The organism is Serratia sp. AKBS12 (assembly GCF_024793895.1).
In the GTDB taxonomy this organism is placed as follows: Bacteria; Pseudomonadota; Gammaproteobacteria; order Enterobacterales; family Enterobacteriaceae; genus Serratia_F.
In genome coordinates, this window is record NZ_JANUSB010000015.1 from 1472011 (window position 1) to 1493892 (window position 21882).

Below are 21882 nucleotides of genomic sequence, written 5' to 3' on the forward strand. Positions count from 1 at the left end.
CAGGATGCAAGGCGCTTATTAGTCGATAGAAATCAGGTAGGTGTAGTTGACGTTAATCTGGCGCATTTTGGCATCCTGCTGCCACTGCGCAATATCAATGATTTCCATCTCAATGCTGCCCTTCACTTTATGGCGCAGGCCAGGCATCACATGGGTAATCAAATAGGAAAAAAACTGCACGCACTCTTTGGCAGTTCCTTGATGGGTAATCGAAATATACTCACGCTCGGGCAGATGAATGTTATCAATCTGATGGCCGGAAAGAATATCCTTACGATGCAGTTGCTCAACCGCCATGGTATGCACCGCAGAAAACTCGCCATAATCACAGCTGCGAGCAGAATGAATGCTGTAGACCTTATGGCAGTCCACGCTTAACCCTTTGAAGAAGTCGTTGAAAATTTCATCTTTCATCGCCATGCAGGAAGCATGTTCCATGCCTTCCATCACGTCAAAATCCAGCCGCCGCGAAAAACCCGCCAGCTGCATTTCCGGCAACGTCAGTCGCTTTACTTCCGGGTAATAGCCCTTTTCATACTGCGCGTCGAAATTAAAGCGCGGCATCAGGTTTTTTACGTCCCATTTGTCCATTGAGCGATAGCGGTTTGGCGTGGTACCAAAACGCTGCTTGAACATGCGGGTAAAGGTTTGTTGTGAGTCGAAGCCCAACTCATCAGAAATATCAATAATTGAACGACGCGTAATACGCAGTGCCACGGCCGCGCGCGTCAGAATACGCGAGCGGATGTAGGTCGCCAGTTGGATGCCGGTGATCCGTTTGAACTTGCGTTGCAGATGCCACTTGGAATAACCGGATATCCGCGCCACTTCGTCAAGATTTGGCCGTGTTTCCAGATGTATTTCGACCCACTCAATCAGCTCTTCAATAAAAAAAACGTCTTCATTTGTCATTATTATTCATTCACTAACTTAATAATACTCGGGATAATAACCTAGATGGATTATGCAAAAGTTGTTATTTTGTGCGAATAAATGTACCAAAATGTACATGTTATCATTAGGGATATTGCGCATTGGGCGTGATTTTAACGCCGATCTGCTCGCTTTATCATCAAGCTAACGCAAAACACTGACGGAAAAAACCACACAATTTTCTCGCTCACGCCACAATGCGTGCTAAAAACTCGATAACCCCAATATCATTGCGTATTACCCCATCGGTGAATGAGGTAGAATGCTGCGCTATCATTTTCCCTGCGCCCGTTGAGCGGCGTGTTGAATCTGCCGTTGACGCGGCAAAGACAGGTGTAGTTACTCTATGAAGTTCAGGCCGATAAAACAGACAGCTGCCAAAGGCTTACATATCGCCAGTTCCCCTTTCACCCATAATCAGCAAAGCACCAGCCGCATCATGCTATGGGTGATGCTGGCCTGCATCCCAGGTTTGGCCGCGCAGCTATGGTTCTTCGGCTATGGCAGCCTGATTCAGATAGCACTGGCCATGATCGCCGCTCTGCTGGCTGAAAGCGCCATACTGGCGCTGCGCAAGCAGCCGGTGCGTGCGCGCCTGGCCGACAACTCGGCCTTACTGACCGCGTTGCTGCTCGGTATCAGCCTGCCGCCGCTGGCGCCATGGTGGATGATCGTCATCGGCACCCTGTTCGCCATCGTTATTGCCAAGCAACTCTATGGCGGTCTGGGACAAAACCCGTTCAACCCGGCGATGGTCGGTTACGTGGTGCTACTGATTTCCTTCCCGGTGCAAATGACCAGTTGGCTGCCACCGGAGACGCTGCGCGCCACCGCGTTATCATTGCCTGACCTGTTGCTGACCATTTTCGGCGGCCATACCAGCCAGGGCGCCACCCTGCACGAACTGCAAATGGGCGTAGACGGCATCAGCCAGGCGACGCCATTGGACGGTTTCAAAACCGGTCTGCGCAGCGGACATTCGGTTGAACAAGTATTGCAAACGCCGATCTTCGGTGCTGCGCTGGCGGGCATCGGCTGGCAATGGGTCAACCTCGGCTTTCTGGCCGGCGGGCTGTTTATGCTGGGACGCAGGTTGATCCACTGGCAAATCCCCTTCAGCATGCTGGCAATGCTGGCACTGTGCTCCGGCGTCGCCTATCTGCTGGATCCCGCCCATCAGGCGTCACCGCTGATCCATCTGTTGTCCGGTGCAACGATGCTGGGTGCCTTCTTTATTGCCACCGATCCGGTCAGCGCCTCCACCACTCCTCGCGGCCGCTTGATTTACGGCGCGCTGATCGGCCTGCTGGTATGGTTGATTCGCGTCTACGGTGGTTATCCGGACGGCGTCGCGTTCGCCGTACTGCTGGCCAATATCACCGTGCCGCTGATCGATCACTACACGCAGCCGCGCGTTTACGGTCATCGTTAAGGAGCCATGATGCTGCAATCAATGAGAAAGCATGGCACGACGCTGGCGCTGTTCGCCGCCGTGACCACCGGCCTGACCGCGGTAGTCAACACGCTGACGCAAAAAACCATCGCCCATCAGGCCGCCCTGCAACAGAAAAGCCTGCTGGACCAGGTAGTACCGCCCGACAGCTATGATAATGATATGCAGTCCGAGTGTTACCTGGTGAGCGATCCGGCCCTTGGCAACGCCCTTGCGCACCGCTTGTATCTGGCGCGTAAACAGGGGCAGCCGGTAGCTGCCGCGCTGGAAACTACCGCACCGGACGGCTATTCCGGTGCCATCAAACTGCTGGTTGGCGCTGACTTCAGCGGCAATGTATTTGGCAGCCGGGTGATCGAGCATCACGAAACGCCGGGGCTGGGCGACAAGATCGAACTGCGTATCAGCAACTGGATCACCTTTTTCAGCGGCAAGAAAATTACAGGCCCGGACGATAAACGCTGGGCGGTGAAGAAAGACGGCGGTATGTTCGATCAGTTTACCGGTGCTACCATCACCCCGCGCGCGGTGGTCAATTCGGTGCGCCGCACTGCGTTGTATATGGAAACATTGCCGCCTAAACTAGCCACATTACCTGCCTGTGGAGCCGGCGAATGAGCGAAGCAAAAGAGTTAATGATTCAAGGGTTGTGGAAAAACAACTCGGCGCTGGTGCAGCTGCTCGGGCTGTGCCCGCTGCTGGCGGTCACCTCCACCGCCACCAACGCCCTGGGACTGGGACTGGCGACCACGCTGGTATTGGTTATCACCAATGGCTCCATCTCCGCCCTGCGTCGCTGGGTGCCAGGTGAAGTACGTATTCCGATCTACGTGATGATCATCGCCGCGGCGGTCAGCATCGTGCAAATGCTGATCAACGCCTATGCCTTTGGTCTTTATCAATCGCTGGGGATCTTTATCCCGCTTATCGTCACCAACTGCATCGTGGTCGGCCGCGCAGAAGCGGTCGCGGCACGCAAGCCGGTCGGGCTGGCGCTGATTGACGGCCTGTTCATCGGCCTGGGCGCGACCGGCGCCATGTTCGTGCTGGGTTCGATGCGCGAACTGATTGGCAACGGCACGCTGTTTGACGGTGCCGACATGCTGTTAGGCAGTTGGGCCAAAGTGTTGCGTATCGAAGTCGTGCATTTCGACAGCCCGTTCCTGCTGGCCATGTTGCCGCCCGGGGCGTTTATCGGGCTGGGGCTGATGCTGGCGGTCAAATATGTAATTGATGAAAAAATGAAGGCGCGCAAAGCCCAAGCCGTAGCTCACCAGCCGACGCTGGAAAAAGGACAGCCAGAGAAAGCCTGATGAATAAACAAAAACGCCTGGAAATTCTGACCCGTTTACGCGACAACAACCCGCACCCGACCACCGAACTGGTATTTACCACACCGTTTGAACTATTGATTGCCGTGCTGTTGTCGGCACAGGCGACCGACGTCAGCGTCAACAAGGCCACCGCCAAGCTGTATCCGGTGGCCAATACGCCGGCGGCGATGCTGGCGCTAGGGGTCGACGGCGTCAAGGACTACATCAAAACCATCGGCCTGTTCAATAGCAAGGCCGAGAATGTGATCAAAACCTGCCGCATTTTGTTGGAACAGCATGGCGGCGAGGTGCCCGAGGATCGCGCGGCGCTGGAGGCACTGCCCGGCGTTGGCCGCAAGACGGCAAACGTAGTGTTGAACACCGCCTTTGGCTGGCCAACCATTGCGGTAGATACCCACATCTTCCGCGTCAGCAATCGGACGCGCTTCGCGCCGGGCAATACCGTCGAACAGGTGGAAGACAAGCTGCTGAAGGTGGTGCCGGCGGAATTCAAGGTCGACTGCCACCACTGGCTGATCCTGCATGGCCGCTACACCTGTATCGCGCGCAAGCCGCGCTGCGGTTCCTGCATTATCGAAGATCTGTGCGAATACAAAGAAAAGGTCTATCCCGACGCCTGATGCTGCCGGGCGTCGTACTCGCCAGCATCATGCCGGCTATTAGCGGCTCTTTTTTATTAAAAATGTGATGTTGCTCAGCAGTAACCACGGTATTTTTACGGATTTCCGCCTGAAACCACGATTCCACTTAATTTCAAGCGGAAATTTAGTCGAAAATTGCGCATTGCCTCACAGTTTTCCATTCACAATATATTAACAGCTGTATAACCCTCCCCTCACTGTTTCACTAATATTGCATATTGGCACTTAGACACCAGATAGCAACGCCTATTGAACAACATGCAATGGCATGAACCATGAAACTTAAAAATAGCAGAACATATCACTATTCCGATGGCGTATATCTTTTAGACAAAACAAAAAATCGGCAAATGAAATAATTGCGAACGTTAATTCTGCATAACATTTGCAACATCACATTATAATGCCAAATACGTTATATGTAACCGAATATGTCAAACTGCTTGCCACGCCGTTTAAGATAGTGAACATTAACCGCCGTCATCCCATCCTATAACAACGCACAAGGATGCAGTCCTGCATCAACTTGTGCATTTCCCGTCCTTTCTGACGGGCTGTGAAAAAAGAGGTACCAGTGTCAACAGCAAACAACCAACATCAGGAAGGCGTCAGCTTAAACGCCTTTAAACAACCCAAGGCGTTCTATTTGATCTTCTCGATCGAATTGTGGGAGCGTTTCGGTTATTACGGCCTGCAAGGCATCATGGCGGTTTATCTGGTCAAGATGCTTGGCCTGAGCGAAGCCGATTCAATTACACTGTTTTCATCTTTCAGCGCGCTGGTGTATGGCTTTGTCGCCATCGGCGGCTGGCTGGGAGATAAAGTGCTCGGCACCAAACGCGTGATCGTCCTCGGCGCGCTGGTATTGGCGGTTGGTTACGCCATGGTGGCCTACTCCGGCCATGATATTTTCTGGGTCTATCTCGGCATGGCAACCATCGCCGTCGGTAGCGGCCTGTTCAAGGCCAACCCGTCCTCCTTGCTGTCCACCTGCTACGAAAAAGACGACCCGCGTCTTGATGGCGCCTTCACCATGTACTATATGTCGGTGAATATCGGCTCTTTCATGTCGATGCTGGCAACGCCCTGGCTGGCAGCAAAATACGGCTGGAGCGTCGCGTTCTCGCTGAGCGTGGTCGGGATGCTGATCACGCTGGTCAACTTTATGCTGTGTCACCGCTGGGTTAAACAGCACGGCTCCAAACCAGACTTTAAACCATTGCATCTGCAAAAGCTGCTGATGGTACTGGTTGGTATTGTCGCTCTGATCGCCCTGTCCAGCTGGCTGCTGCACAATCAGGTCATTGCCCGTTGGGCGCTGGCGATTATCTCTGCCGGCATTGTGATCGTGTTTGCCAAGGAAACCTTCGCCATGCACGGCGCAGCGCGTCGCAAAATGATCGTGGCGTTCCTGCTGATGCTGGAGGCGGTGGTGTTCTTCGTGCTGTATAGCCAGATGCCAACTTCACTGAACTTCTTTGCCATCCATAACGTTGAACATAACATTCTGGGCCTGGCGTTCGAGCCCGAGCAGTACCAGGCGCTGAACCCGTTCTGGATCATGCTGGCCAGCCCGATTCTGGCGGCACTGTACAATAAAATGGGCGATCGCCTGCCAATGCCGCACAAGTTCGCGTTCGGGATGTTCCTGTGCTCCGGTGCGTTTCTGGTGCTGCCGTGGGGCGCCAGCTTCGCCAACGAACAGGGTATCGTTTCCGTCAACTGGCTGATCCTGAGCTACGCGCTGCAAAGCGTCGGTGAGCTGATGATCTCGGGTCTGGGGCTGGCAATGGTGGCCCAACTGGTGCCGCAACGCCTGATGGGCTTCATTATGGGTTCCTGGTTCCTGACCACCGCGGCTGCGGCGCTGATTGCCGGCAAAGTGGCAGGCCTGACCGCCGTACCAAGCGACGTGAACGATGCGCATGCTTCATTGGCAATTTACAGCCATGTGTTTATGCAGATTGGCATCGCTACCGGCGTTATCGCCATTCTGATGATGCTCACCGCGCCAAAGCTGTACCGCATGACGCTGGACACCGCAGAAGACACCGAACAGAAGGCGCAACAGGCGACCACCGCCGCGCGTTAATCGGCATTACGCAACCAACGTCGACGGGGCCATGATTGGCCCCGTTTTTTTTGCCGCCGCCAGCGTTTAGCCCGCCGGCCCAGCCTGCAGGGTCTGCCAGATAAACTCGCTCACCAGCGCGGCATGAAACGCCGACTGCTTTTTGTCGGCCGCTGCACTATGCCCCCCGGCTGTATTCTCGTAAAAATAGGCTTGCTGGTATCCCATTTGTTGCATCCGTGCCGCCATCTTGCGCGCATGCGACGGATTGACCCGGTCGTCACTGGTGGCGGTAAGAAATAACGTCGGAGGATATGCCACACCCGCCTTGATATTGTGATACGGCGAAAAGGCCTGCAGGTATGCCCATTGTTGCGCGTCACGCGGATCGCCATATTCGGCAATCCACGACGCCCCGGCGGAAAGCTGGGTATAGCGCTGCATGTCCAGTAACGGCACTTCACACACGATACAGCCGAACAGTTCTGGGTACTGCGTCAGCATATTGCCCACCAGCAGCCCGCCGTTGCTACCGCCGCGCGCAGCCAATTTTTGTGACGATGTCACTTTTCTGGCAATCAGGTCCTGCGCTACTGCGGCAAAATCTTCATAGGCACGGTGGCGGTTTTGTTTCAACGCCGCCTGATGCCAGGCCGGACCGTATTCGCCACCGCCGCGAATATTGGCCACCACGTATACCCCGCCACGCTCCAGCCAGGTTGGCGCTTTGGCACCGAGATAGCCGGGTTGCAGCGAAACCTCAAAGCCGCCATAACCGTACAGCAACGTCGGGTTGTTACCCCCCAACTTGAGGTTGCCGGCAGCAATCTGAAAGTACGGGATCCGCGTTCCGTCTTTTGAACGTGCAAAATGCTGGCTGACCTGATAGCCACTGGCATCAAAGTCCTGCGGCCCCTGCTTGAGCAATTCTGGCTCACCCGCATCCAGGTTGCCGAGATACAGTGAGGTTGGTTGCAAAAAGCCGCTAACGGTCAGGAAGTAGTCGTTGGTTTTGTCGTCAATTCCGCCAGCCGACAGCGTGCTGAGCTTGCCAGGCGTGCCCAGCGGACGCGTCTGCCAGCCATTGCCTTGCGGCGTCAGCACTTCCAGCCGGTTAACCACGTCGTCCATGATGCTGACGATCAGATGGTCGCGCGTGGTAGCGTAGCCACTGAGCGCCATGCGTTCGCTCGGCGTAAACAGCACGCTCAACTGGCGTTTGCCCGCCAGATAATCGGCAAAATTCGCCGCCAGCAACGCACCGCTTGGATAGGTTTTATCTCCCAGTGACCAGTCGCTGCCAAGTTTGATCAGCAACCATTCACGGTGACAGTCCAGTTCGGCATCCGTTGGCACCTCAATCTTGATCTGTCGGCCATTGGCGTCCAGCAGGAAGGTTTCCTGATGATAAAAGTCCATCATGCGCACGATAAAGTCACGTTCAAAGCCCGGCGTATCATCGTGATAGGCGTAAGCGCGCATATCCTCCGCCCGTGCCTGATACAGCGTTTCCGCGCTGTCAAGCGGCGTGCCGCGCCGCCAGCGCTTAACCACCCGTGGATAACCGGACTGGGTCAGGGAATCCGGACCGAAATAGGTGGCGACAAACAGATGCTGATAATCCGCCCATGACACCACGCTTTTGGCCACCGGCAGCGTAAAACCGTCGCTGACAAAGCGTTTCTGTTGCAGATCGAATTCCCGCACCGTCACCGCATCGCCGCCGTCCGGTGAGAGTTTCAACAAGGCGTAACGGTAATCCGGTGCCAATGGCGTTGCACCATGGAACACCCATTCCTGTCCTTCTGTCTTGCCCAACGCATCGATATCCAGCACCGTTTCCCAGGTCGGCTGTGCCTTGCGGTATTCTTGCAGTGTGGTACGTCGCCACAGGCCGCGTGGGTTATCCCGATCCTGCCAAAAGTTGTAGTAGTTCTCGCCGTATTTAGCGACCCAGGGGATTTGGGTGTCTTTATTCAGAATATCCAGCACCTGCTGTTCCAGCCGTGGGAAATCCGTGCCCTGCGCGTAACGCGACAACGTGCGCTGGTTTTGCTGGGTTACCCATTCCAGCGCCGGTTGGCTGTGCAACTGCTCCAGCCACAGGAATTGATCGGCGTTGGACTGGTCTGCCGCCATGGCCAGGCGGATACTGTTTGGCAATGTCGTCATGGCAATTACGGCTCCTGCGGTTTGCGCGCTGAGTTTAATAAACTGGCGTCGATTGGTGACTGGCATTTCAAGCTCCTTTTGCTGCCCGTTCGCTGTTGATTAGCCGCTGCATGCCCAGCGACAGAAATGAGAGTGGTTATCAACAAATTAAGCGTTTCCCCACTCGCTGTCAAAACCGCCGCAGCATGATGAACTCTGGGAATTAATGCACCGGATAATGGATCAGATCGTGAAAACGCACCGGCCATTGGCTGCTATTGCGGTAAACATGCGGGCAATCCGCCTGAAAACGAATCGCCTCACCGGCCGCCAGGCGTGTCCACTGACCGTCGATCGCCAGATCCAGCTGGCCGTCAATCACCACCACATGCTCTATCACTCCAGGCTCATGGGGCGAGGAAGCGCTGGTGGCACCCGCAGCCAGTACAATGTCGAACATGTCAAAACCCAACTGCCTATCATAAGGAAACAGCGGCACCACCCGCATGCTGGCGTTGGCCTGATCGAAAGCCGGCAACTTTCCCTGACGCTGTAACGTAGGCTGCGACGCCGCTTGCGCCCCTTCAAGAAACACTGAGAACGCTACGTTGAAACCGGTGGCGATTTTCCATAGCGTGGCCACCGTCGGGCTGGACTCGCCACGTTCAATCTGCCCAAGCATCGCTTTGCTGACGCCGGTGTGTTCCGCTGCCTGCGACAAACTCCAGCTGCGCTCAGCGCGCAGCTGCTTCAAGGTTTGCGCCAGATGACTGGTCAATTCCTGCATGATTAGCTCCTGTTTTTCGCTGATTATAGCCTCTTGTACGCTATAACGCACGATGCTATCATCGGCCATCCGTGCGTTATAGCGCACAATCATGGAGGCGGTAATGCGGCAAAAAATTTCGTTAGGTGATGTCAGCGTGCCGGCGTTAATCGCCGGTTTTGTGGCGGTGCTGGTAGGCTATACCAGTTCGGCGGCGATCATTTTTCAAGCCGCAGCGGCGGCTGGTGCCACGCCGCTACAGATCGGTGGCTGGTTGAGTATGCTAGGACTGGGCATGGGCGTCACTTCGATCGGGCTGTCGCTGTATTATCGCGCGCCGATCCTCACCGCCTGGTCGACGCCCGGAGCGGCGCTGCTAGTAACCAGCCTGCCCGGCACCAGCATCAATGAAGCCATTGGGGTATTTGTTTTCGCCTCCGGCTTGATCCTGCTATGTGGCGTTACCGGGCTATTTGCCCGCATGATGAATTACATTCCCCAGGCAATTTCTTCCGCAATGCTGGCCGGCATCCTGCTGCGTTTCGGTTTGGACGCGTTTGGTGCCTTGCAAAGCAACTTTACGCTCAGCGGCGCCATGTGCCTGGTCTATCTGCTTTCTCGGCGCTACCTGCCACGGTATGCCATTGTACTGACGCTGTTGGCCGGGCTGGCGGTGGCCGCCGTTCAGGGAAATATGTCATTCTCCCATCAGAGCTGGAGCTTTGCCCTGCCAACATTTATCGCACCGCATTTTACTCTGGCTACGCTGCTGGGCATTGGCGTACCGTTTTTTGTGGTGACCATGGCGTCGCAAAACGCTCCCGGCATCGCCACGCTGAAAGCGGCCGGTTACCAGGTACCCACCTCTCCGCTCATCAGTTGGACTGCGCTTACCGCGCTGCTGCTGGCGCCGTTTGGCGGATTTTCGGTGTGCATTGCCGCCATTACCGCAGCAATCTGCATGGGCCAGGATGTACACCCCGATCCCAAACGGCGTTATATGGCAGCGGTCGCCGCCGGTGGGTTCTATCTGCTGGCCGGGGTGTTCGGCGCAGCCATTGGCCTGTTATTCAGCGCCCTGCCGACGGCGCTGATTCATACCATCGCCGGACTGGCGTTGCTTGGCACGATTGCCGGCAGCCTGCAACGCGCCCTGCATGAGGAAAAACAGCGCGATGCCGCCCTGATCGCCTTCCTTATTACCGCCTCTGGCATCAGCCTGTTAGGCGTTGGCGCGGCGTTTTGGGGGCTTATCGGCGGCGTGATTGCGCACCTGATTTTCTCGCTACCGCAACGCGCAGCGCGTTAATCTCCACCTTCGAGGAACGGCAGAGCATGCTGTAGCAGCAACTGCGGCTGCTGTTCCGCGATATAGTGGCCACACGGCAAGGCGCTGCCACGTACGTTGCTCGCCACCTTGCGCCACTCTTCCAGCGGTTCGAAACATTGCCCCACTGTCCCCTGTTCGCCCCACAGCACCAACAGTGGGCACGCCAGTCGGCGTCCGGCATCCATATCGGCGCTATCATGTTGCAAGTCAATACCTGCCGACGCACGATAGTCTTCACAAATTCCACGTGCGGTTCCCGGCAATTGCAGACAGCGCAGATAATCCGCCATGGCCGGTTCGCTGAACGGCTGTAGACCGGCGCTGCGACTGCCCATCACGCTACGCAGGTACAGTTCGGGATTGCTTTCGATCAGGGCTTCCGGCAGCGGCGCTGGACGGATCAGGAAAAACCAGTGCCAATAGGCACGTGCAAAACGTTCGTCGGTTTGCCGATACATCGCCAACGTCGGTGCTATATCCAGCAGTACCATGCGCTCTACCGCCTGCGGCCAATCAAGTGCCAGGCGATGTGCCACCCGTGCGCCGCGATCGTGCGCCATGACGCTAAAGCGCGTAAAGCCCAGCGCCGCCATTAATTCCAGCTGATCGCGCGCCATTTCGCGCTTGGCGTAATGATGGCTGTCTGCGCTGGCCGGGGGTTTACCGCTGTCGCCGTAACCCCGCAAGTCCGCCAGAACCACGGTAAAATGTTCCAGCAGCGACGGCGCCACCTTATGCCAGATAAACTGCGTTTGCGGGTGGCCGTGCAGCAACAGTAACGGTGCGCCCTGTCCGGCGATACGATAGGCAATGTCGGTGCCGTTGACCGCCAATCGCCCTTGAGTAAATGAATTCAGCATCCGATCCTCCTTTACTCCATCTTAACCGTTTGCTGACGCACCACAATGCGGTTGCCGTGCAGCCGGCGTTTACATTCCGTGTTTAACCGGCCGGCACGCGACGATAAGGATAAGATGGTGCAGGGCATTATTTCTGCTTAACTTGAGAAGAGGCCTTTTTCATGGTCAACACCACCAATAAGTGACAGGTACTAATGCTATGAACCAGAAAGCCAATGCGTTGCAGCAAAAACTGATTCGCAACTTCAATCGGGCAGAAAAACGTCACGATCTGCGCCCGCCGCTGTATGACAGCCAGTCGGCGCGGCTGGGCGTCGGCACGGCCGCCAGCCAGTTGGGTGCCTCGGTGGACGTAGTGGCACCGGGCAAACGTTCTTGTCCCTATCATTTTCATCATGGCCAGGAGGAAATGTTTATCATTGTGGAAGGCCAAGGCATGCTGCGCGTCGCTGGAGAAATGCTGCCGATCGCCAACGGCGACATCCTGTTTATTCCTGCCGGGCCGGAGTACCCACATCAAATCATCAATACCTCCGATGCACCGCTAAAGTACCTTTCCATCAGCACGCGTCAAATGCCGGATTTGGTTGAATACCCAGACTCGGGCAAGTTTCAGGCAATGGCACTGAACGACGGTCAGCGCACCAGTTATATCCAGCGGCCTTCAGCCTCGCTCGATTACTGGCAGGATGAACCCTGAATCACCGGCTGGCGGCGACAGGCCCAGCGCCTGCGCTGCCAACGCCGCCACGCGCCGATCGATGTCGGCGCTTTCCCCCTCTTCCAGAAACCAGGCGGCAGACAGTCCCGCCCAGGCCAGGATCCATTGCAACAAGCGCTGACGTTCAAGCCCGGCCAGTTGGCAGACCTGTTCAACCCGTTGCAGGAATAACTCAGGATCGGTCGCAACGCCGTAATTTGGATTACAGAAGATATTGGCGTAGTCGAAACCACGTTCGCCGTAAAGTCGTTTGGGATCGATAGCCAGCCAACCACGCTCGCCAAAGTCCAATACGTTGTCGTGATGAATATCACCGTGCAGCACGCCCTGATCCCTGGCGCTGCCAAGCAGCTCGGCAGCCACCGACGCACTCAGGCGCAGCCAGCCACCGTGGGCCTGTGCCGCAGGCCACAGCGCAGCAAACCAGCGTTCAAGCGGGATCAGGGTTGGCGGAGCCTGGCGGCGCGGCGCATGCAGTTTGTTCACCACCTGGCACAGGATGGCGATGGCCTGCGCATCGTTACCGTCACGCACCAGTTGGCTCAGGGAACCCTCTCCCTGGGCGCGCTCCAGCAGCAACGCATCCTGATGCCAGGCAAGTACGCGGGCAGCACCGTCGCCTTGCCACCAGCGCATCAGGTGGGCACCGAATTTTTCTTCTTCTTCCTGGGCAACTTTCAGCATGGCTGCCCGCCCGCGGTAACGCACCGGCACTAACAGACTGCTGTGGGTTGCAAACGCCCGACCATCCGGCGTGAGCGCCCAGCGTTGCAGATAGGGAATCAATACAGGGTTCATTATCCACGCGCATCCTTATTGCGGTTGGAAATTAACGCAATCGGCTATGATGCTAATGGCAGTTTCACCGCTGCCCGCACCTACCTACCCCAGTGTAGGCATTTTTGACACCAGATGAAGAGGAATAACTGATGAGTGGCATAAAACGCAATAATTATTCGGCACTGCCGACGCCGGGCGGTCCGTATGTCCATGCGGTGCGCCACCGTGACGTGATGTATGTTTCCGGGCTGACGGCATTCGCCACCGCTGCGCAGGGTCAATCTGCCGAGATCCAGGCACAGACCATTCTTGAGCAGTTGGCCGCCATTGCCGCAGCGGAGGGGGGCGATTTGACGTCGGTGCTCAAACTCAGCGTGTTTTTGACCGACATTGCAGATTTGCCGGCGCTACGGCCAATCCTGTTCAACTCTTTTGATGGCGCGCTGCCGGCCTATTCATTGATGGCCGTCAGCGCGTTGTTCTCGCCCGAAGTCAAGGTTGAAATCGAGGCGATTCTAGCGTTGTAACGGGTTACAACGCCCCTTCATCCAGCACGCAGGGACCGATTTTAAACCAGGCACGGGTAATTTTGCCCTGTTCGACTTCGTAAATGGCGATGACGTCCATGCTGCCGCGCCCCTGCGGGAAGTTGCGCGTGACCACTTCTTGATCAACCACCATGTTGCCCACCGCCATGCGCTTGATGCGATCACCATACAGACTGGGTTCTTTGAAACGGGCGATGTGGCGTTCACGAATTTCTGCCTTGCCGCTGGCCAACAGCGTGTCCGGGTGTTGGTAATACAGCGCGTCTTCTGCCCAGCAGGCCATAAATGCCTCGATATCGCGGGCGTTATAGGCATCGAGCTGCTGCTGGACGACATCTTCCGGACGTAGTGATTTCGGGTTCATTGCATCCTCCTGAGCGAGATAAACGGTCATTACAACGCGGTAATTTCATCAACCCGATGCTGAAAGACATAAGGATCCGACAGCAATTCAAACGATTGGTCATCCGGGTAGGTCACCGCTGTATGATAGTCTTCACCGGCAAACTGTTTGATGGGATCCAGCGAATGCCAATAGGTCGCCAGGAAGAAATGGGCATACTCCCCCTGTATTTCCTGGCGAACAAACGCGCCACAGTTCCCCGCCGTTGCTTTAGCATGCTGCACGCCTGTGACATTCAGATGATCGGCAAATCCTTGCCGATGCCGTAGCGGTACGCAGCCATGCCAGGTACGAACGATCATTCTCAGCCTCACAAAGTGAATAAAAAGTCATAAAAGTGGAATAAATAACCTATCACGCAGCCAGTATTATTCAATACGCCGCAGCGTTTTTCTCTGCCGCCGCGCGGTCGCGGAAAAACCGCACTTTCCCCTTTGTGATAATTGCGACAATTCTGCTAATTTACGCTGCTGATAATCAGTAGTATTGGATGACTATGCAAAAAAAACCGGTGCTGCACGAAGCCAGACAGTTGAAACGCCTCAACGCCGCGACGCGACGGCAATCCCATCTGTATAAATGGATTGCGTTTATCGCCGCGCTCGACGTGCTGCTGGTGTATTACTATGACCGGGATATGCGTAACATCACCTTTTCTGCCGCCGTGGCGGCAGTCTGTGGCTATTTATGGATCCGCGATCGCAACAAGGCACGACGCTATCGGCGCGAATTCGACGAGAAATTCGGCAAAGACGCTGAAGATTAATCCTGCGCAGCGCAGATATGCGCTACACTGAACCTCGACTTCACCTACCCAGGCTGCCACGATGAAAAAACTGACGCTGAAAGACATGACTGAAAGCGAGCAACGTGAAGTAAAAACCGAACTGGATAAAGCGCGCAAAAGCCACGGACGCCCTTTGACCAACGCCGAGCAGAACAAAGTCAAAGACGAAGCCGTGGCGCGGATCGCCGCCGCCAGAGAGAAAATCGCCAAGGCCGCACGCGCCGAACGCAAGGCCAATCGCGTCAAACCCAGCGGGGAAACCTTCAATTGGTCCTCCTCGATCGGTAGCCGTCCTCATCGTTAAATACCGGCCGCAACACGCGGCCTGCTTCTTTATTTCCTCGCCCTGTGCTTTAGCGATCGCAGATAAAAACCGTTTATAATTATCCTGTCTGGATATGATAATCTCGCGTTCTTCGCTGATTGAGACAACAGATGAGATAATGGAATAATGAACAACGACACGGTATTTTGCCGCGCCTGCGGCAAACAGTTGCACATAACCGCCACCAGTTGCCCGAACTGTGGCGCGCCGCAGCGCGTCAGTGGCGAGAAAAACCGCATTGCTGCCGCCCTGTTGGCGTTTTTCCTCGGCAGCTTTGGCGTACACAAATTCTATTTAGGCAAAATTGGCCAAGGTTTTTTATATCTGATTTTTTGTTGGGCCTTTATTCCGTCGATCATCTCCTTTATCGAATTTATTATTTACCTGTGCCAGTCAGATCAAAAATTCGCCGAAAAATATGGCTGAAGCAACACTCCCCGCAATGCGGGGTTTTTTATTGCCCTATTAAGACCATTAGCGAAACTCATCTGTGCGCTAACGTCATGAATAACAATGTTATCAATCTGTTATAAATTGACAGCATGATGAACACTATTCATCATCAAACCACTTATTCTGTCAGGCACACAAGGATTCTTCTATGGCCGCTTTTTCTGGGATTTGGGTTGCGCTGGTTACTCCTTTCAAGCACGACGATGTCGACTTTCCGGCAGTCAGGCATCTGGCGCGGCATTTGATTGCCTCTGGCGTTGACGGACTGGTAGTCTGCGGTTCGACTGGCGAAGCTGCCGCACTCAGCAAGGACGAGCAGTTGGCAGTACTGGATGCGGTACTGGAAGTGGTGCCGGCACATCAGGTGGTGATGGGTCTGTCAGGCAACAATATGGCCGCAACCCTACAGATGCAACAGGCAATCCAGCAGCGTGATATTGCCGGCATTCTGGTGCCTGCCCCTTATTATATTCGTCCTTCCCAATCAGGCCTGCTGGAGTATTTCACCACGCTGGCCAATGCCTCGCGCGTGCCGGTAATTATCTATAACGTACCATACCGCACCGGTATCGCCATCGAACTGGACACCCTGCGGCAGATTGCCCGCCACCCGCAGGTGAAAGCGATTAAAGACTGTGGCGGCAACCTGGATGCCACCATGGCGCTGATTAACGACGGCGTGATAGACGTGCTGACCGGAGAGGACAATCTGATCCTCACTACGCTGTGCCTGGGCGGCAGCGGTGCCATCTCGGCCTCTGCGCATCTGCATCCGCAACGCTTCGTGCAGTTGGTACGGCAAGTCGCCGCGGGCGATCTGCCGGCGGCGCGCGCCAATTTTTATGCCTTGTTGCCATTGATCCAGCAGTTATTCAGCTTCCCCAATCCGGCACCGGTCAAGGCCGCATTGGCGCATGAGGGGCATATTGACAACGCCTTGCGTTCGCCGATGCAAACCGCGCCGCAGGCGCTGCAACAGCAAATTGCCGCCACGCTGGCGCAATTACAGCCGGCTGCCGAGCCGGTTAGCTAAATTATGTTAGCCAAGCCGCTGTAATTTTGGCTGTATGGAACTAGGATGAGGGGTTGGGCATGCCTGTCATTATTCATTATCAAGGAGTTCACGATGAAACTGTTCTATAAAGCCGGCGCCTGTTCGTTGTCTCCGCATATCGTATTGCGCGAAGCAGGGCTGGATTTTACTGCGGAAAAAGTCGACCTGGCAGCAAAGAAAACCGAAAGCGGTGCCGACTATCTGACCATCAATCCCAAGGGACAGGTACCTGCCTTGCTGCTCGATGATGGCAGCCTGCTGACCGAAGGCGTGGCAATTGTGCAATATCTGGCGGATCGCGTTCCCGATCGCAACCTGATCCCGGCAGCCGGCACGCTATCTCGCTACCACGCCATCGAATGGCTGAATTTTGTCGCCACCGAGCTGCACAAGGGTTTCAGCCCGCTGTTCAACCCGAAAACACCGGATGAATACAAGGCGGTGGCGCGCAGCAAGCTGGAACAGCAATTCAGTTATCTCGAAGGCGTACTGGCGCAGCAGCAATATTTGTTGGGTAACCGCTTCAGCGTGGCCGACGCCTATCTGTTTACCGTTCTGCGCTGGGCGCTGGCCTTGCAGTTCGATCTGCAACAGCACGCCAGCCTGTCCGCCTATATGGCGCGCGTGGCGGCACGCCCGGCGGTTGATGCCGCGCTCAATGCGGAAGGCTTGAAATAATCCTCATTGCCCCCGTTTAAGGGGGCAATGACGCTACAGTTTCAGCGCGGCAAAATGACAGCGCGGTGCGACAATCCCTTCCTGTGCCGCCACCACCTGTAATTCGTACTCTCCCATTTCTTGCGTTGTCAGCATCACTTCATATACCGCCGCAGTGACGTGTTCAAGCGCCTGCGCCAACCCGCCCCCCTTCAGCAGATTCACCAGCAGCAGGCCGCTGGTCAAATCACCGACGCCCACCGGCTGGCGTGCGCCAAAGTCCACCAGCGGCCGGCTGATATGCCATGCGTCGTCGGCGGTTACCAGCAGCATTTCGAAACAGTCCAGATGGTAACCGGCACGACTGAGATGTTTCACCAGCACCATCTTCGGTCCTTTGGCGATCAATGCGCGCGCCGCGTCGACCGCCTGTGCCACATTGGCGATCTCTCGCTGAGCCAACAGCTCCAGTTCCAGCACGTTCGGGGCGATCATGTCGCTGCACGGCAGCGCCTGCTGACACAGGAACTCCGCCACGCCCGGTGCCACGATACAACCCTTTTCCGGATGCCCCATCACCGGGTCGCAGAAATACCAGGCTGCTGGATTAGCCTGCTTCACCTGCCGCACTATATCGAGGATATGGTTGCCCTGCTCCGGTGAACCAATGTAGCCACTCAGCACCGCGTCACAGTTTTTTAATTGATCGATAGACGCAATGCCTTGCGCGATGTCGCTCAGATGACTGGCGGGCATCACGCAGCCGGTCCACTGACCGTACTGGGTATGGTTGGAAAACTGCACGGTATTGAGAGGCCAGACGTTGACCCCCATGCGACGCATGGGGAACTCCGCCGCACTGTTACCCGCATGGCCGAAAACCACATGCGACTGGATTGATAAAATATTTTTCATGTTAATTTTGTTACAACCTTGCCAAAAGTCGATCGGGGGTAATTAAACGAAACAAACGCTACGACTATACAGACTCCACATCATACTCCAAAGCTTGTAACTTCAAATAATAAGCTAACGATACACCGATCATGACGCTGTTAAGTCTTGGCGGTTGCAGCCTGGCAAGAGGTGAACCTGCGCAAAATATCCCCTAACCCTTTGTTAGTGCAATAAAAAAACAAACCCCATCATAACTTTGAAAAAGTCCATTACTTAAACTATGTTTAGATTCGTTATTGATTCATATGCTTAACTTATCAACATATCAAAAGTCCCTTAAGTTTTTTTAACTATAATAGTTAGATTTTCAATAGTTCGTTTATTAACAATTACAATTCTAAATTACAGCATTGCCAAAAGACAAACAAATCATCAGCATACCAATTATCAATCAAATAAATTTCACAAGGTTAAATGCATAAGGAAAACTTAATGAGTATATTACAATCTCAATATAGTCTTGCCGCAATTTATCTCGCTACATTGGGTAAAAAAGCAGACTCCGCGACGTTAGATTATTTCGGCAGAAAACTGAATAGTAATGCAACCAATCCAACCTCGTTGGCGAATGCTTTTATCAACTCTCCCGATGGGCACAATCGTTACGATGGACTGAGTAACAGTGAAAAAATCAGCTACATATATAAAAACATTACCGGCATGGAGCCTGATAGTAGTACGCTTTCAACGTTAACGTCGGAGCTGTCTAATGGGAGGACGCTAGGCTCCATTACGATGTCAATCATAAACACCACGGAGAGTTACAATGGAACAGACCCAATAGCATTACAACAACGCGACCATTTGGAAGCATCGGTAGATACAACTCTCTACCCTTCGTTTGATAAAAATGTTGAATATTCAACTTATGCATCAGATATTCAAGCCGTCTATTATTCCATTGGTGGTACCATGGTATCAAGCGGCATCAATTTTTGGGCAAATGAACTCATAAACGCCCCTGAAAAACTCAACAAGATCGCACAAAATTTTATTACATCCCGCCCAAAGATAGACAGTTTGAGTAATGATGATTTTGTAAAATTCATATTCGAGAATGTTTTTAACAAAACGCCTTCCTCGCAAGAGATGGAAAATTACCTGTCTGGTTTGGAAAATGGTCAGGAAACCCGAGGAGATATCGTTGTGAGAATGATTAACGACATCCGCAGTGACGATAGCGGCTCCCAGGCCAATATAAAATTCAATCAAGCAACAAAGGTGTATCTTGCGGGTGAACTACCTGAGTTGAAATATCAGGAGATCGTAGCCTCTTTCTACCTCGCCATTGCAAAAAGCACTGTCCCTGCCTCAGCTTTGGACACCTATAGTAAATATCTTGCCAGCGGTAATACCGAGGCTGACTTGCTAAAAATACTGTCGAACTCAGATCAATTTAAATTGGCAGATAACTATGGCGCGGTGTATCAATATCTGTACGGCGTTAACCTTACGCAGGCTGAATCACAGGCAATCCTGTTAAAAGCGGGCAATGACAATTATCAAGCGACTAACTTAATCATTGCAGCCTTTCGTGCCGGCAACTACCCTTTAGATAACCATAGCACCCCGCTTGACAAGAATTTGGTCATCGACTTTGAGCGCGAAATCAATACTTCCCTGAACTATACCTCAGGTCCGGCAACATTAGAGATTTCTGCGAATGGTGGCAACCCTTCGGGCATTATTAATACTGGTGAACTGCATCAACTGACCAATGCCGAGTTAACAAAAATCACCGAAATCACCCTTAATGCAAACGTAGAGAAAAGCGTTGATCTTTCGTTCAGCAAGGCAACAAAAATAACAGTAACTGGGGAGTATGCTGCAAGTAACTTAGTGTTGGGCTCACTTAATTCATACGGTAAAAACATCACTTTATTACTCGATAATCAAGGCATTAACAATATAGACTCCGCCGTCAACCTTGGCCATGGGAATATTGATGTCGTTATAAAACCAGATACTGACGTCACCCATGCAAATGCCCAACTGTTATTTTATCCCGGCACGGACAAGTCGAGCAAACAAGGTCTTTATTGGGAAGGTAACGGGGAAAATGGTGGTGCGAACCAAATCAGCACGCTTTTCACCGCTAAAACCAATGGGTCTACCTCCACTACGACCACCCTTTCCGCTAATTTCATCACTAAAGATATTTTCCTCACCAGCCAGCAAGACGGTTCAGTAAACGCGGAAATAAACAGTAGTTATGACCAATTCTTCGGATTCCAATACATAGACCTGACAAATTATAAAGGAACAGGGAGTATTTATCTTGATGGAGCATTAGTAAGCACTGAAGGAAAGAATGTTTTTGACTTTGGGGTTACCAACAAAAACGCCAGTATCTACAACACGCAATATGCGGACGTTGAGCATTTGACGCAGGCTCCAGTTAGCGATGGGAACTATACCGGCAACCTCGGACTGACTATATCTGCCTATTCTGGTGAAATAAACGTTATAAACCTTTCCCCGGGGCAATACAGTTACACACCTTACAGCCTTATTTTTAATGGTGATGTTACCTCTGAGAGTAAGGTACACCTTAATTATCTGCAAAATAATTCAACCACGACAGGGCTTCAGGGCTTTGGTATTCGTCTTGCAGCTCCAGAATTAAAAGCTATGAATGCAGGTACTGTGGATATTTCAGCCAAAGGAAATTATATCGGTGCGCTGGTTATTGTTGCCGAAGGAAACGGTAGCGAAAAGACACTTACCCTAACAGGCGCTGATAATCATATACAACGAATTGAATTAGACGGCATGTCATCTAATATACTCAATCTGACCATTGCGCACAACTTCAGCGATTCGCTCAAAACCATTAGCGCAATTCTATACGTTGACCATCGTGCTTCAGATACTATATTGAATTTAAATGCAGAGAAAGGGGGAACAGGCGGTGGCAGTTTTTATAATACATTATTAAGTCTGGACAACTCTTCATCGTTCACGGCAATAACTACACAACTCGCGGGAGAACAGCTCAGCGTGGGGAATGTGCAGGATCCAGGCGGCTTCAGCAATGCAAACATACATATAAATAATGCCAGCGTACAAGGAAATACAACGCTTGAGGAGGCTGTTAACCTCAGGTTCTCTGATAGCCATGTAGATAGTTTGGTATCTTTATTGACATTGTCGTCCAAAACACAAATACATATTGGAGACAATGAACAACAATGGAGTTTTTCGTCAAGCGGCGATAAAGTCATGCAAGTCTATGGCAGCGTTACAAAACCGTCTGAACTAAACGCGTTGTTCGACAGTATTGATATGTCGAATGTAAACACGGCAAATGATTTGTTCTCAGAGTTACTGGCCAGCATTTCGGATGGTGCAAGTCAGGGAGCTTTAGCTGAGGTGGGTGCGATAAAACTAGACCATACCGTTTATGTCATTATCGATAAAAACCATAATCAGTCCTTCGACAATCAAGATATCGTATTTGCACTAGGTAACCAAAACGCAGAATTAGACGTTTACCAAACTGCCGTTAGTCTTCATTACCAGTCACCCAATATATCGCTGATAGGCCAGGATGCTATCAGCCATGAGGCGGTTGCTTAAGGCCCTAAACGAGGGGGCTGATGCCCCCTTCTTTACAAGCTAACCTGCATGGTAGCCTTGCTCACAACCGCGTTGTCTG

22 protein-coding genes are annotated in these 21882 nt (G+C 53.3%); 14 read left to right on the forward strand and 8 right to left on the reverse strand.

Annotated elements, in window-relative coordinates; all coding sequences use genetic code 11:
- Nucleotides 1-18: 18 nt before the first annotated feature.
- Nucleotides 19-912 carry a helix-turn-helix domain-containing protein gene (locus NYE85_RS16750; protein ID WP_259005859.1) on the reverse strand — a complete coding sequence of 298 codons (894 nt, stop codon included), beginning with the start codon at nt 910-912 and terminating at the stop codon, nt 19-21.
- A 367-nt stretch (nt 913-1279) separates the two neighbouring features.
- Between NYE85_RS16750 and rsxD the strand changes: the two genes are divergently transcribed.
- From rsxD to dtpA, 5 genes are all read left to right on the forward strand, one after another.
- Nucleotides 1280-2365: an electron transport complex subunit RsxD gene (gene rsxD, locus NYE85_RS16755; RefSeq protein WP_259005860.1), complete on the forward strand. Its 1086-nt coding sequence runs from the start codon at nt 1280-1282 to the stop codon at nt 2363-2365.
- 9 nt (nt 2366-2374) lie between these two features.
- A complete protein-coding gene (rsxG, locus tag NYE85_RS16760; protein WP_259006355.1) occupies nt 2375-3004 on the forward strand; it encodes an electron transport complex subunit RsxG in 630 nt (209 codons plus the stop codon).
- Nucleotides 3001-3699, forward strand: coding sequence for an electron transport complex subunit E (locus tag NYE85_RS16765; RefSeq protein ID WP_259005861.1), 699 nt, complete (start codon nt 3001-3003; stop codon nt 3697-3699). The genes rsxG and NYE85_RS16765 overlap by 4 nt, the downstream gene beginning before the upstream one ends.
- Nucleotides 3699-4340: an endonuclease III gene (gene nth / locus NYE85_RS16770; protein WP_259005862.1), complete on the forward strand. Its 642-nt coding sequence runs from the start codon at nt 3699-3701 to the stop codon at nt 4338-4340. Before NYE85_RS16765 ends, nth begins: the two co-directional genes overlap by 1 nt.
- Nucleotides 4341-4935: 595 nt before the next feature.
- Nucleotides 4936-6453 carry a dipeptide/tripeptide permease DtpA gene (gene dtpA, locus NYE85_RS16775; protein ID WP_259005863.1) on the forward strand — a complete coding sequence of 506 codons (1518 nt, stop codon included), beginning with the start codon at nt 4936-4938 and terminating at the stop codon, nt 6451-6453.
- Between the two features lie 66 nt (nt 6454-6519).
- On the opposite strand, the gene NYE85_RS16780 is transcribed toward dtpA, so the two are convergent.
- Nucleotides 6520-8604 (reverse strand): prolyl oligopeptidase family protein, encoded by a 2085-nt coding sequence (locus NYE85_RS16780; protein ID WP_259006356.1) that lies wholly within the window; start codon nt 8602-8604, stop codon nt 6520-6522.
- Nucleotides 8605-8806: 202 nt separating this feature from the next.
- A complete protein-coding gene (locus tag NYE85_RS16785) occupies nt 8807-9370 on the reverse strand; it encodes a helix-turn-helix domain-containing protein (protein ID WP_259005864.1) in 564 nt (187 codons plus the stop codon).
- A 103-nt stretch (nt 9371-9473) separates the two neighbouring features.
- Between NYE85_RS16785 and NYE85_RS16790 the strand changes: the two genes are divergently transcribed.
- Nucleotides 9474-10658 (forward strand): benzoate/H(+) symporter BenE family transporter, encoded by a 1185-nt coding sequence (locus NYE85_RS16790; protein ID WP_259005865.1) that lies wholly within the window; start codon nt 9474-9476, stop codon nt 10656-10658.
- On the opposite strand, the gene NYE85_RS16795 is transcribed toward NYE85_RS16790, so the two are convergent.
- Nucleotides 10655-11539 carry an alpha/beta fold hydrolase gene (locus tag NYE85_RS16795; protein ID WP_259005866.1) on the reverse strand — a complete coding sequence of 295 codons (885 nt, stop codon included), beginning with the start codon at nt 11537-11539 and terminating at the stop codon, nt 10655-10657. The two genes, NYE85_RS16790 and NYE85_RS16795, sit on opposite strands and share 4 nt — an antisense overlap.
- A 199-nt stretch (nt 11540-11738) precedes the next feature.
- Here NYE85_RS16795 and NYE85_RS16800 point away from each other — a divergent pair, with 199 nt between their 5' ends.
- A complete protein-coding gene (locus NYE85_RS16800; protein WP_259005867.1) occupies nt 11739-12239 on the forward strand; it encodes a cupin domain-containing protein in 501 nt (166 codons plus the stop codon).
- Here NYE85_RS16800 and NYE85_RS16805 read toward each other — a convergent pair.
- Entirely contained in the window at nt 12204-13058 is an 855-nt protein-coding gene (locus tag NYE85_RS16805) for an aminoglycoside phosphotransferase family protein (RefSeq protein WP_259005868.1), read from the reverse strand. The genes NYE85_RS16800 and NYE85_RS16805 overlap by 36 nt on opposite strands.
- A 131-nt stretch (nt 13059-13189) precedes the next feature.
- Between NYE85_RS16805 and NYE85_RS16810 the strand changes: the two genes are divergently transcribed.
- Complete coding sequence (locus NYE85_RS16810) at nt 13190-13567, forward strand: RidA family protein (RefSeq protein WP_259005869.1); 378 nt, start codon at nt 13190-13192, stop codon at nt 13565-13567.
- Nucleotides 13568-13571: 4 nt separating this feature from the next.
- Here the strand turns inward: NYE85_RS16810 and NYE85_RS16815 are convergent, their stop codons facing one another.
- The gene (locus tag NYE85_RS16815; RefSeq protein WP_259005870.1) at nt 13572-13952 is read right to left on the reverse strand and encodes a nuclear transport factor 2 family protein; all 381 of its coding nucleotides are present in this window, start codon (nt 13950-13952) and stop codon (nt 13572-13574) included.
- Between the two features lie 29 nt (nt 13953-13981).
- Nucleotides 13982-14293 carry a hypothetical protein gene (locus tag NYE85_RS16820; protein ID WP_259005871.1) on the reverse strand — a complete coding sequence of 104 codons (312 nt, stop codon included), beginning with the start codon at nt 14291-14293 and terminating at the stop codon, nt 13982-13984.
- Between the two features lie 194 nt (nt 14294-14487).
- On the opposite strand from NYE85_RS16820, the gene NYE85_RS16825 reads away from it, so the two are divergent.
- The 5 genes from NYE85_RS16825 (at nt 14488) to gstA (ending at nt 17288) form a co-directional block, all read left to right on the forward strand.
- Complete coding sequence (locus NYE85_RS16825) at nt 14488-14757, forward strand: hypothetical protein (protein ID WP_039992140.1); 270 nt, start codon at nt 14488-14490, stop codon at nt 14755-14757.
- A gap of 61 nt (nt 14758-14818) precedes the next feature.
- Complete coding sequence (locus NYE85_RS16830; RefSeq protein WP_259005872.1) at nt 14819-15082, forward strand: DUF3811 domain-containing protein; 264 nt, start codon at nt 14819-14821, stop codon at nt 15080-15082.
- A 147-nt stretch (nt 15083-15229) separates the two neighbouring features.
- Complete coding sequence (locus NYE85_RS16835) at nt 15230-15529, forward strand: TM2 domain-containing protein (protein ID WP_259005873.1); 300 nt, start codon at nt 15230-15232, stop codon at nt 15527-15529.
- A gap of 175 nt (nt 15530-15704) precedes the next feature.
- The gene (gene dapA, locus NYE85_RS16840; protein WP_259005874.1) at nt 15705-16589 is read left to right on the forward strand and encodes a 4-hydroxy-tetrahydrodipicolinate synthase; all 885 of its coding nucleotides are present in this window, start codon (nt 15705-15707) and stop codon (nt 16587-16589) included.
- Between the two features lie 93 nt (nt 16590-16682).
- Nucleotides 16683-17288 (forward strand): glutathione transferase GstA, encoded by a 606-nt coding sequence (gstA, locus tag NYE85_RS16845; protein WP_259005875.1) that lies wholly within the window; start codon nt 16683-16685, stop codon nt 17286-17288.
- 33 nt (nt 17289-17321) lie between these two features.
- Here the strand turns inward: gstA and pdxY are convergent, their stop codons facing one another.
- A complete protein-coding gene (gene pdxY / locus NYE85_RS16850; RefSeq protein WP_259005876.1) occupies nt 17322-18182 on the reverse strand; it encodes a pyridoxal kinase PdxY in 861 nt (286 codons plus the stop codon).
- Nucleotides 18183-18656: 474 nt separating this feature from the next.
- On the opposite strand from pdxY, the gene NYE85_RS16855 reads away from it, so the two are divergent.
- Nucleotides 18657-21803, forward strand: a complete 3147-nt coding sequence (locus tag NYE85_RS16855) for a DUF4214 domain-containing protein (protein ID WP_259005877.1) — start codon at nt 18657-18659, stop codon at nt 21801-21803.
- The last annotated feature ends 79 nt before the right edge of the window (nt 21804-21882 follow it).

Excerpts from the sequence above, each read along its gene's own strand:
- NYE85_RS16785 (WP_259005864.1), bottom strand. The coding sequence starts at position 9,370 with ATGCAGGAATTGACCAGTCATCTGGCGCAAACCTTGAAGCAGCTGCGC.
- NYE85_RS16790 (WP_259005865.1), top strand. The coding sequence starts at position 9,474 with ATGCGGCAAAAAATTTCGTTAGGTGATGTCAGCGTGCCGGCGTTAATC.
- NYE85_RS16805 (WP_259005868.1), bottom strand. The coding sequence starts at position 13,058 with ATGAACCCTGTATTGATTCCCTATCTGCAACGCTGGGCGCTCACGCCG.
- NYE85_RS16795 (WP_259005866.1), bottom strand. The coding sequence starts at position 11,539 with ATGCTGAATTCATTTACTCAAGGGCGATTGGCGGTCAACGGCACCGAC.
- NYE85_RS16765 (WP_259005861.1), top strand. The coding sequence starts at position 3,001 with ATGAGCGAAGCAAAAGAGTTAATGATTCAAGGGTTGTGGAAAAACAAC.
- dapA (WP_259005874.1), top strand. The coding sequence starts at position 15,705 with ATGGCCGCTTTTTCTGGGATTTGGGTTGCGCTGGTTACTCCTTTCAAG.
- rsxD (WP_259005860.1), top strand. The coding sequence starts at position 1,280 with ATGAAGTTCAGGCCGATAAAACAGACAGCTGCCAAAGGCTTACATATC.
- NYE85_RS16810 (WP_259005869.1), top strand. The coding sequence starts at position 13,190 with ATGAGTGGCATAAAACGCAATAATTATTCGGCACTGCCGACGCCGGGC.
- NYE85_RS16835 (WP_259005873.1), top strand. The coding sequence starts at position 15,230 with ATGAACAACGACACGGTATTTTGCCGCGCCTGCGGCAAACAGTTGCAC.
- rsxG (WP_259006355.1), top strand. The coding sequence starts at position 2,375 with ATGCTGCAATCAATGAGAAAGCATGGCACGACGCTGGCGCTGTTCGCC.
- NYE85_RS16815 (WP_259005870.1), bottom strand. The coding sequence starts at position 13,952 with ATGAACCCGAAATCACTACGTCCGGAAGATGTCGTCCAGCAGCAGCTC.
- NYE85_RS16780 (WP_259006356.1), bottom strand. The coding sequence starts at position 8,604 with ATGACGACATTGCCAAACAGTATCCGCCTGGCCATGGCGGCAGACCAG.
- NYE85_RS16820 (WP_259005871.1), bottom strand. The coding sequence starts at position 14,293 with ATGATCGTTCGTACCTGGCATGGCTGCGTACCGCTACGGCATCGGCAA.
- NYE85_RS16825 (WP_039992140.1), top strand. The coding sequence starts at position 14,488 with ATGCAAAAAAAACCGGTGCTGCACGAAGCCAGACAGTTGAAACGCCTC.
- nth (WP_259005862.1), top strand. The coding sequence starts at position 3,699 with ATGAATAAACAAAAACGCCTGGAAATTCTGACCCGTTTACGCGACAAC.
- gstA (WP_259005875.1), top strand. The coding sequence starts at position 16,683 with ATGAAACTGTTCTATAAAGCCGGCGCCTGTTCGTTGTCTCCGCATATC.
- NYE85_RS16750 (WP_259005859.1), bottom strand. The coding sequence starts at position 912 with ATGACAAATGAAGACGTTTTTTTTATTGAAGAGCTGATTGAGTGGGTC.
- NYE85_RS16800 (WP_259005867.1), top strand. The coding sequence starts at position 11,739 with ATGAACCAGAAAGCCAATGCGTTGCAGCAAAAACTGATTCGCAACTTC.
- pdxY (WP_259005876.1), bottom strand. The coding sequence starts at position 18,182 with ATGAAAAATATTTTATCAATCCAGTCGCATGTGGTTTTCGGCCATGCG.
- NYE85_RS16855 (WP_259005877.1), top strand. The coding sequence starts at position 18,657 with ATGAGTATATTACAATCTCAATATAGTCTTGCCGCAATTTATCTCGCT.
- NYE85_RS16830 (WP_259005872.1), top strand. The coding sequence starts at position 14,819 with ATGAAAAAACTGACGCTGAAAGACATGACTGAAAGCGAGCAACGTGAA.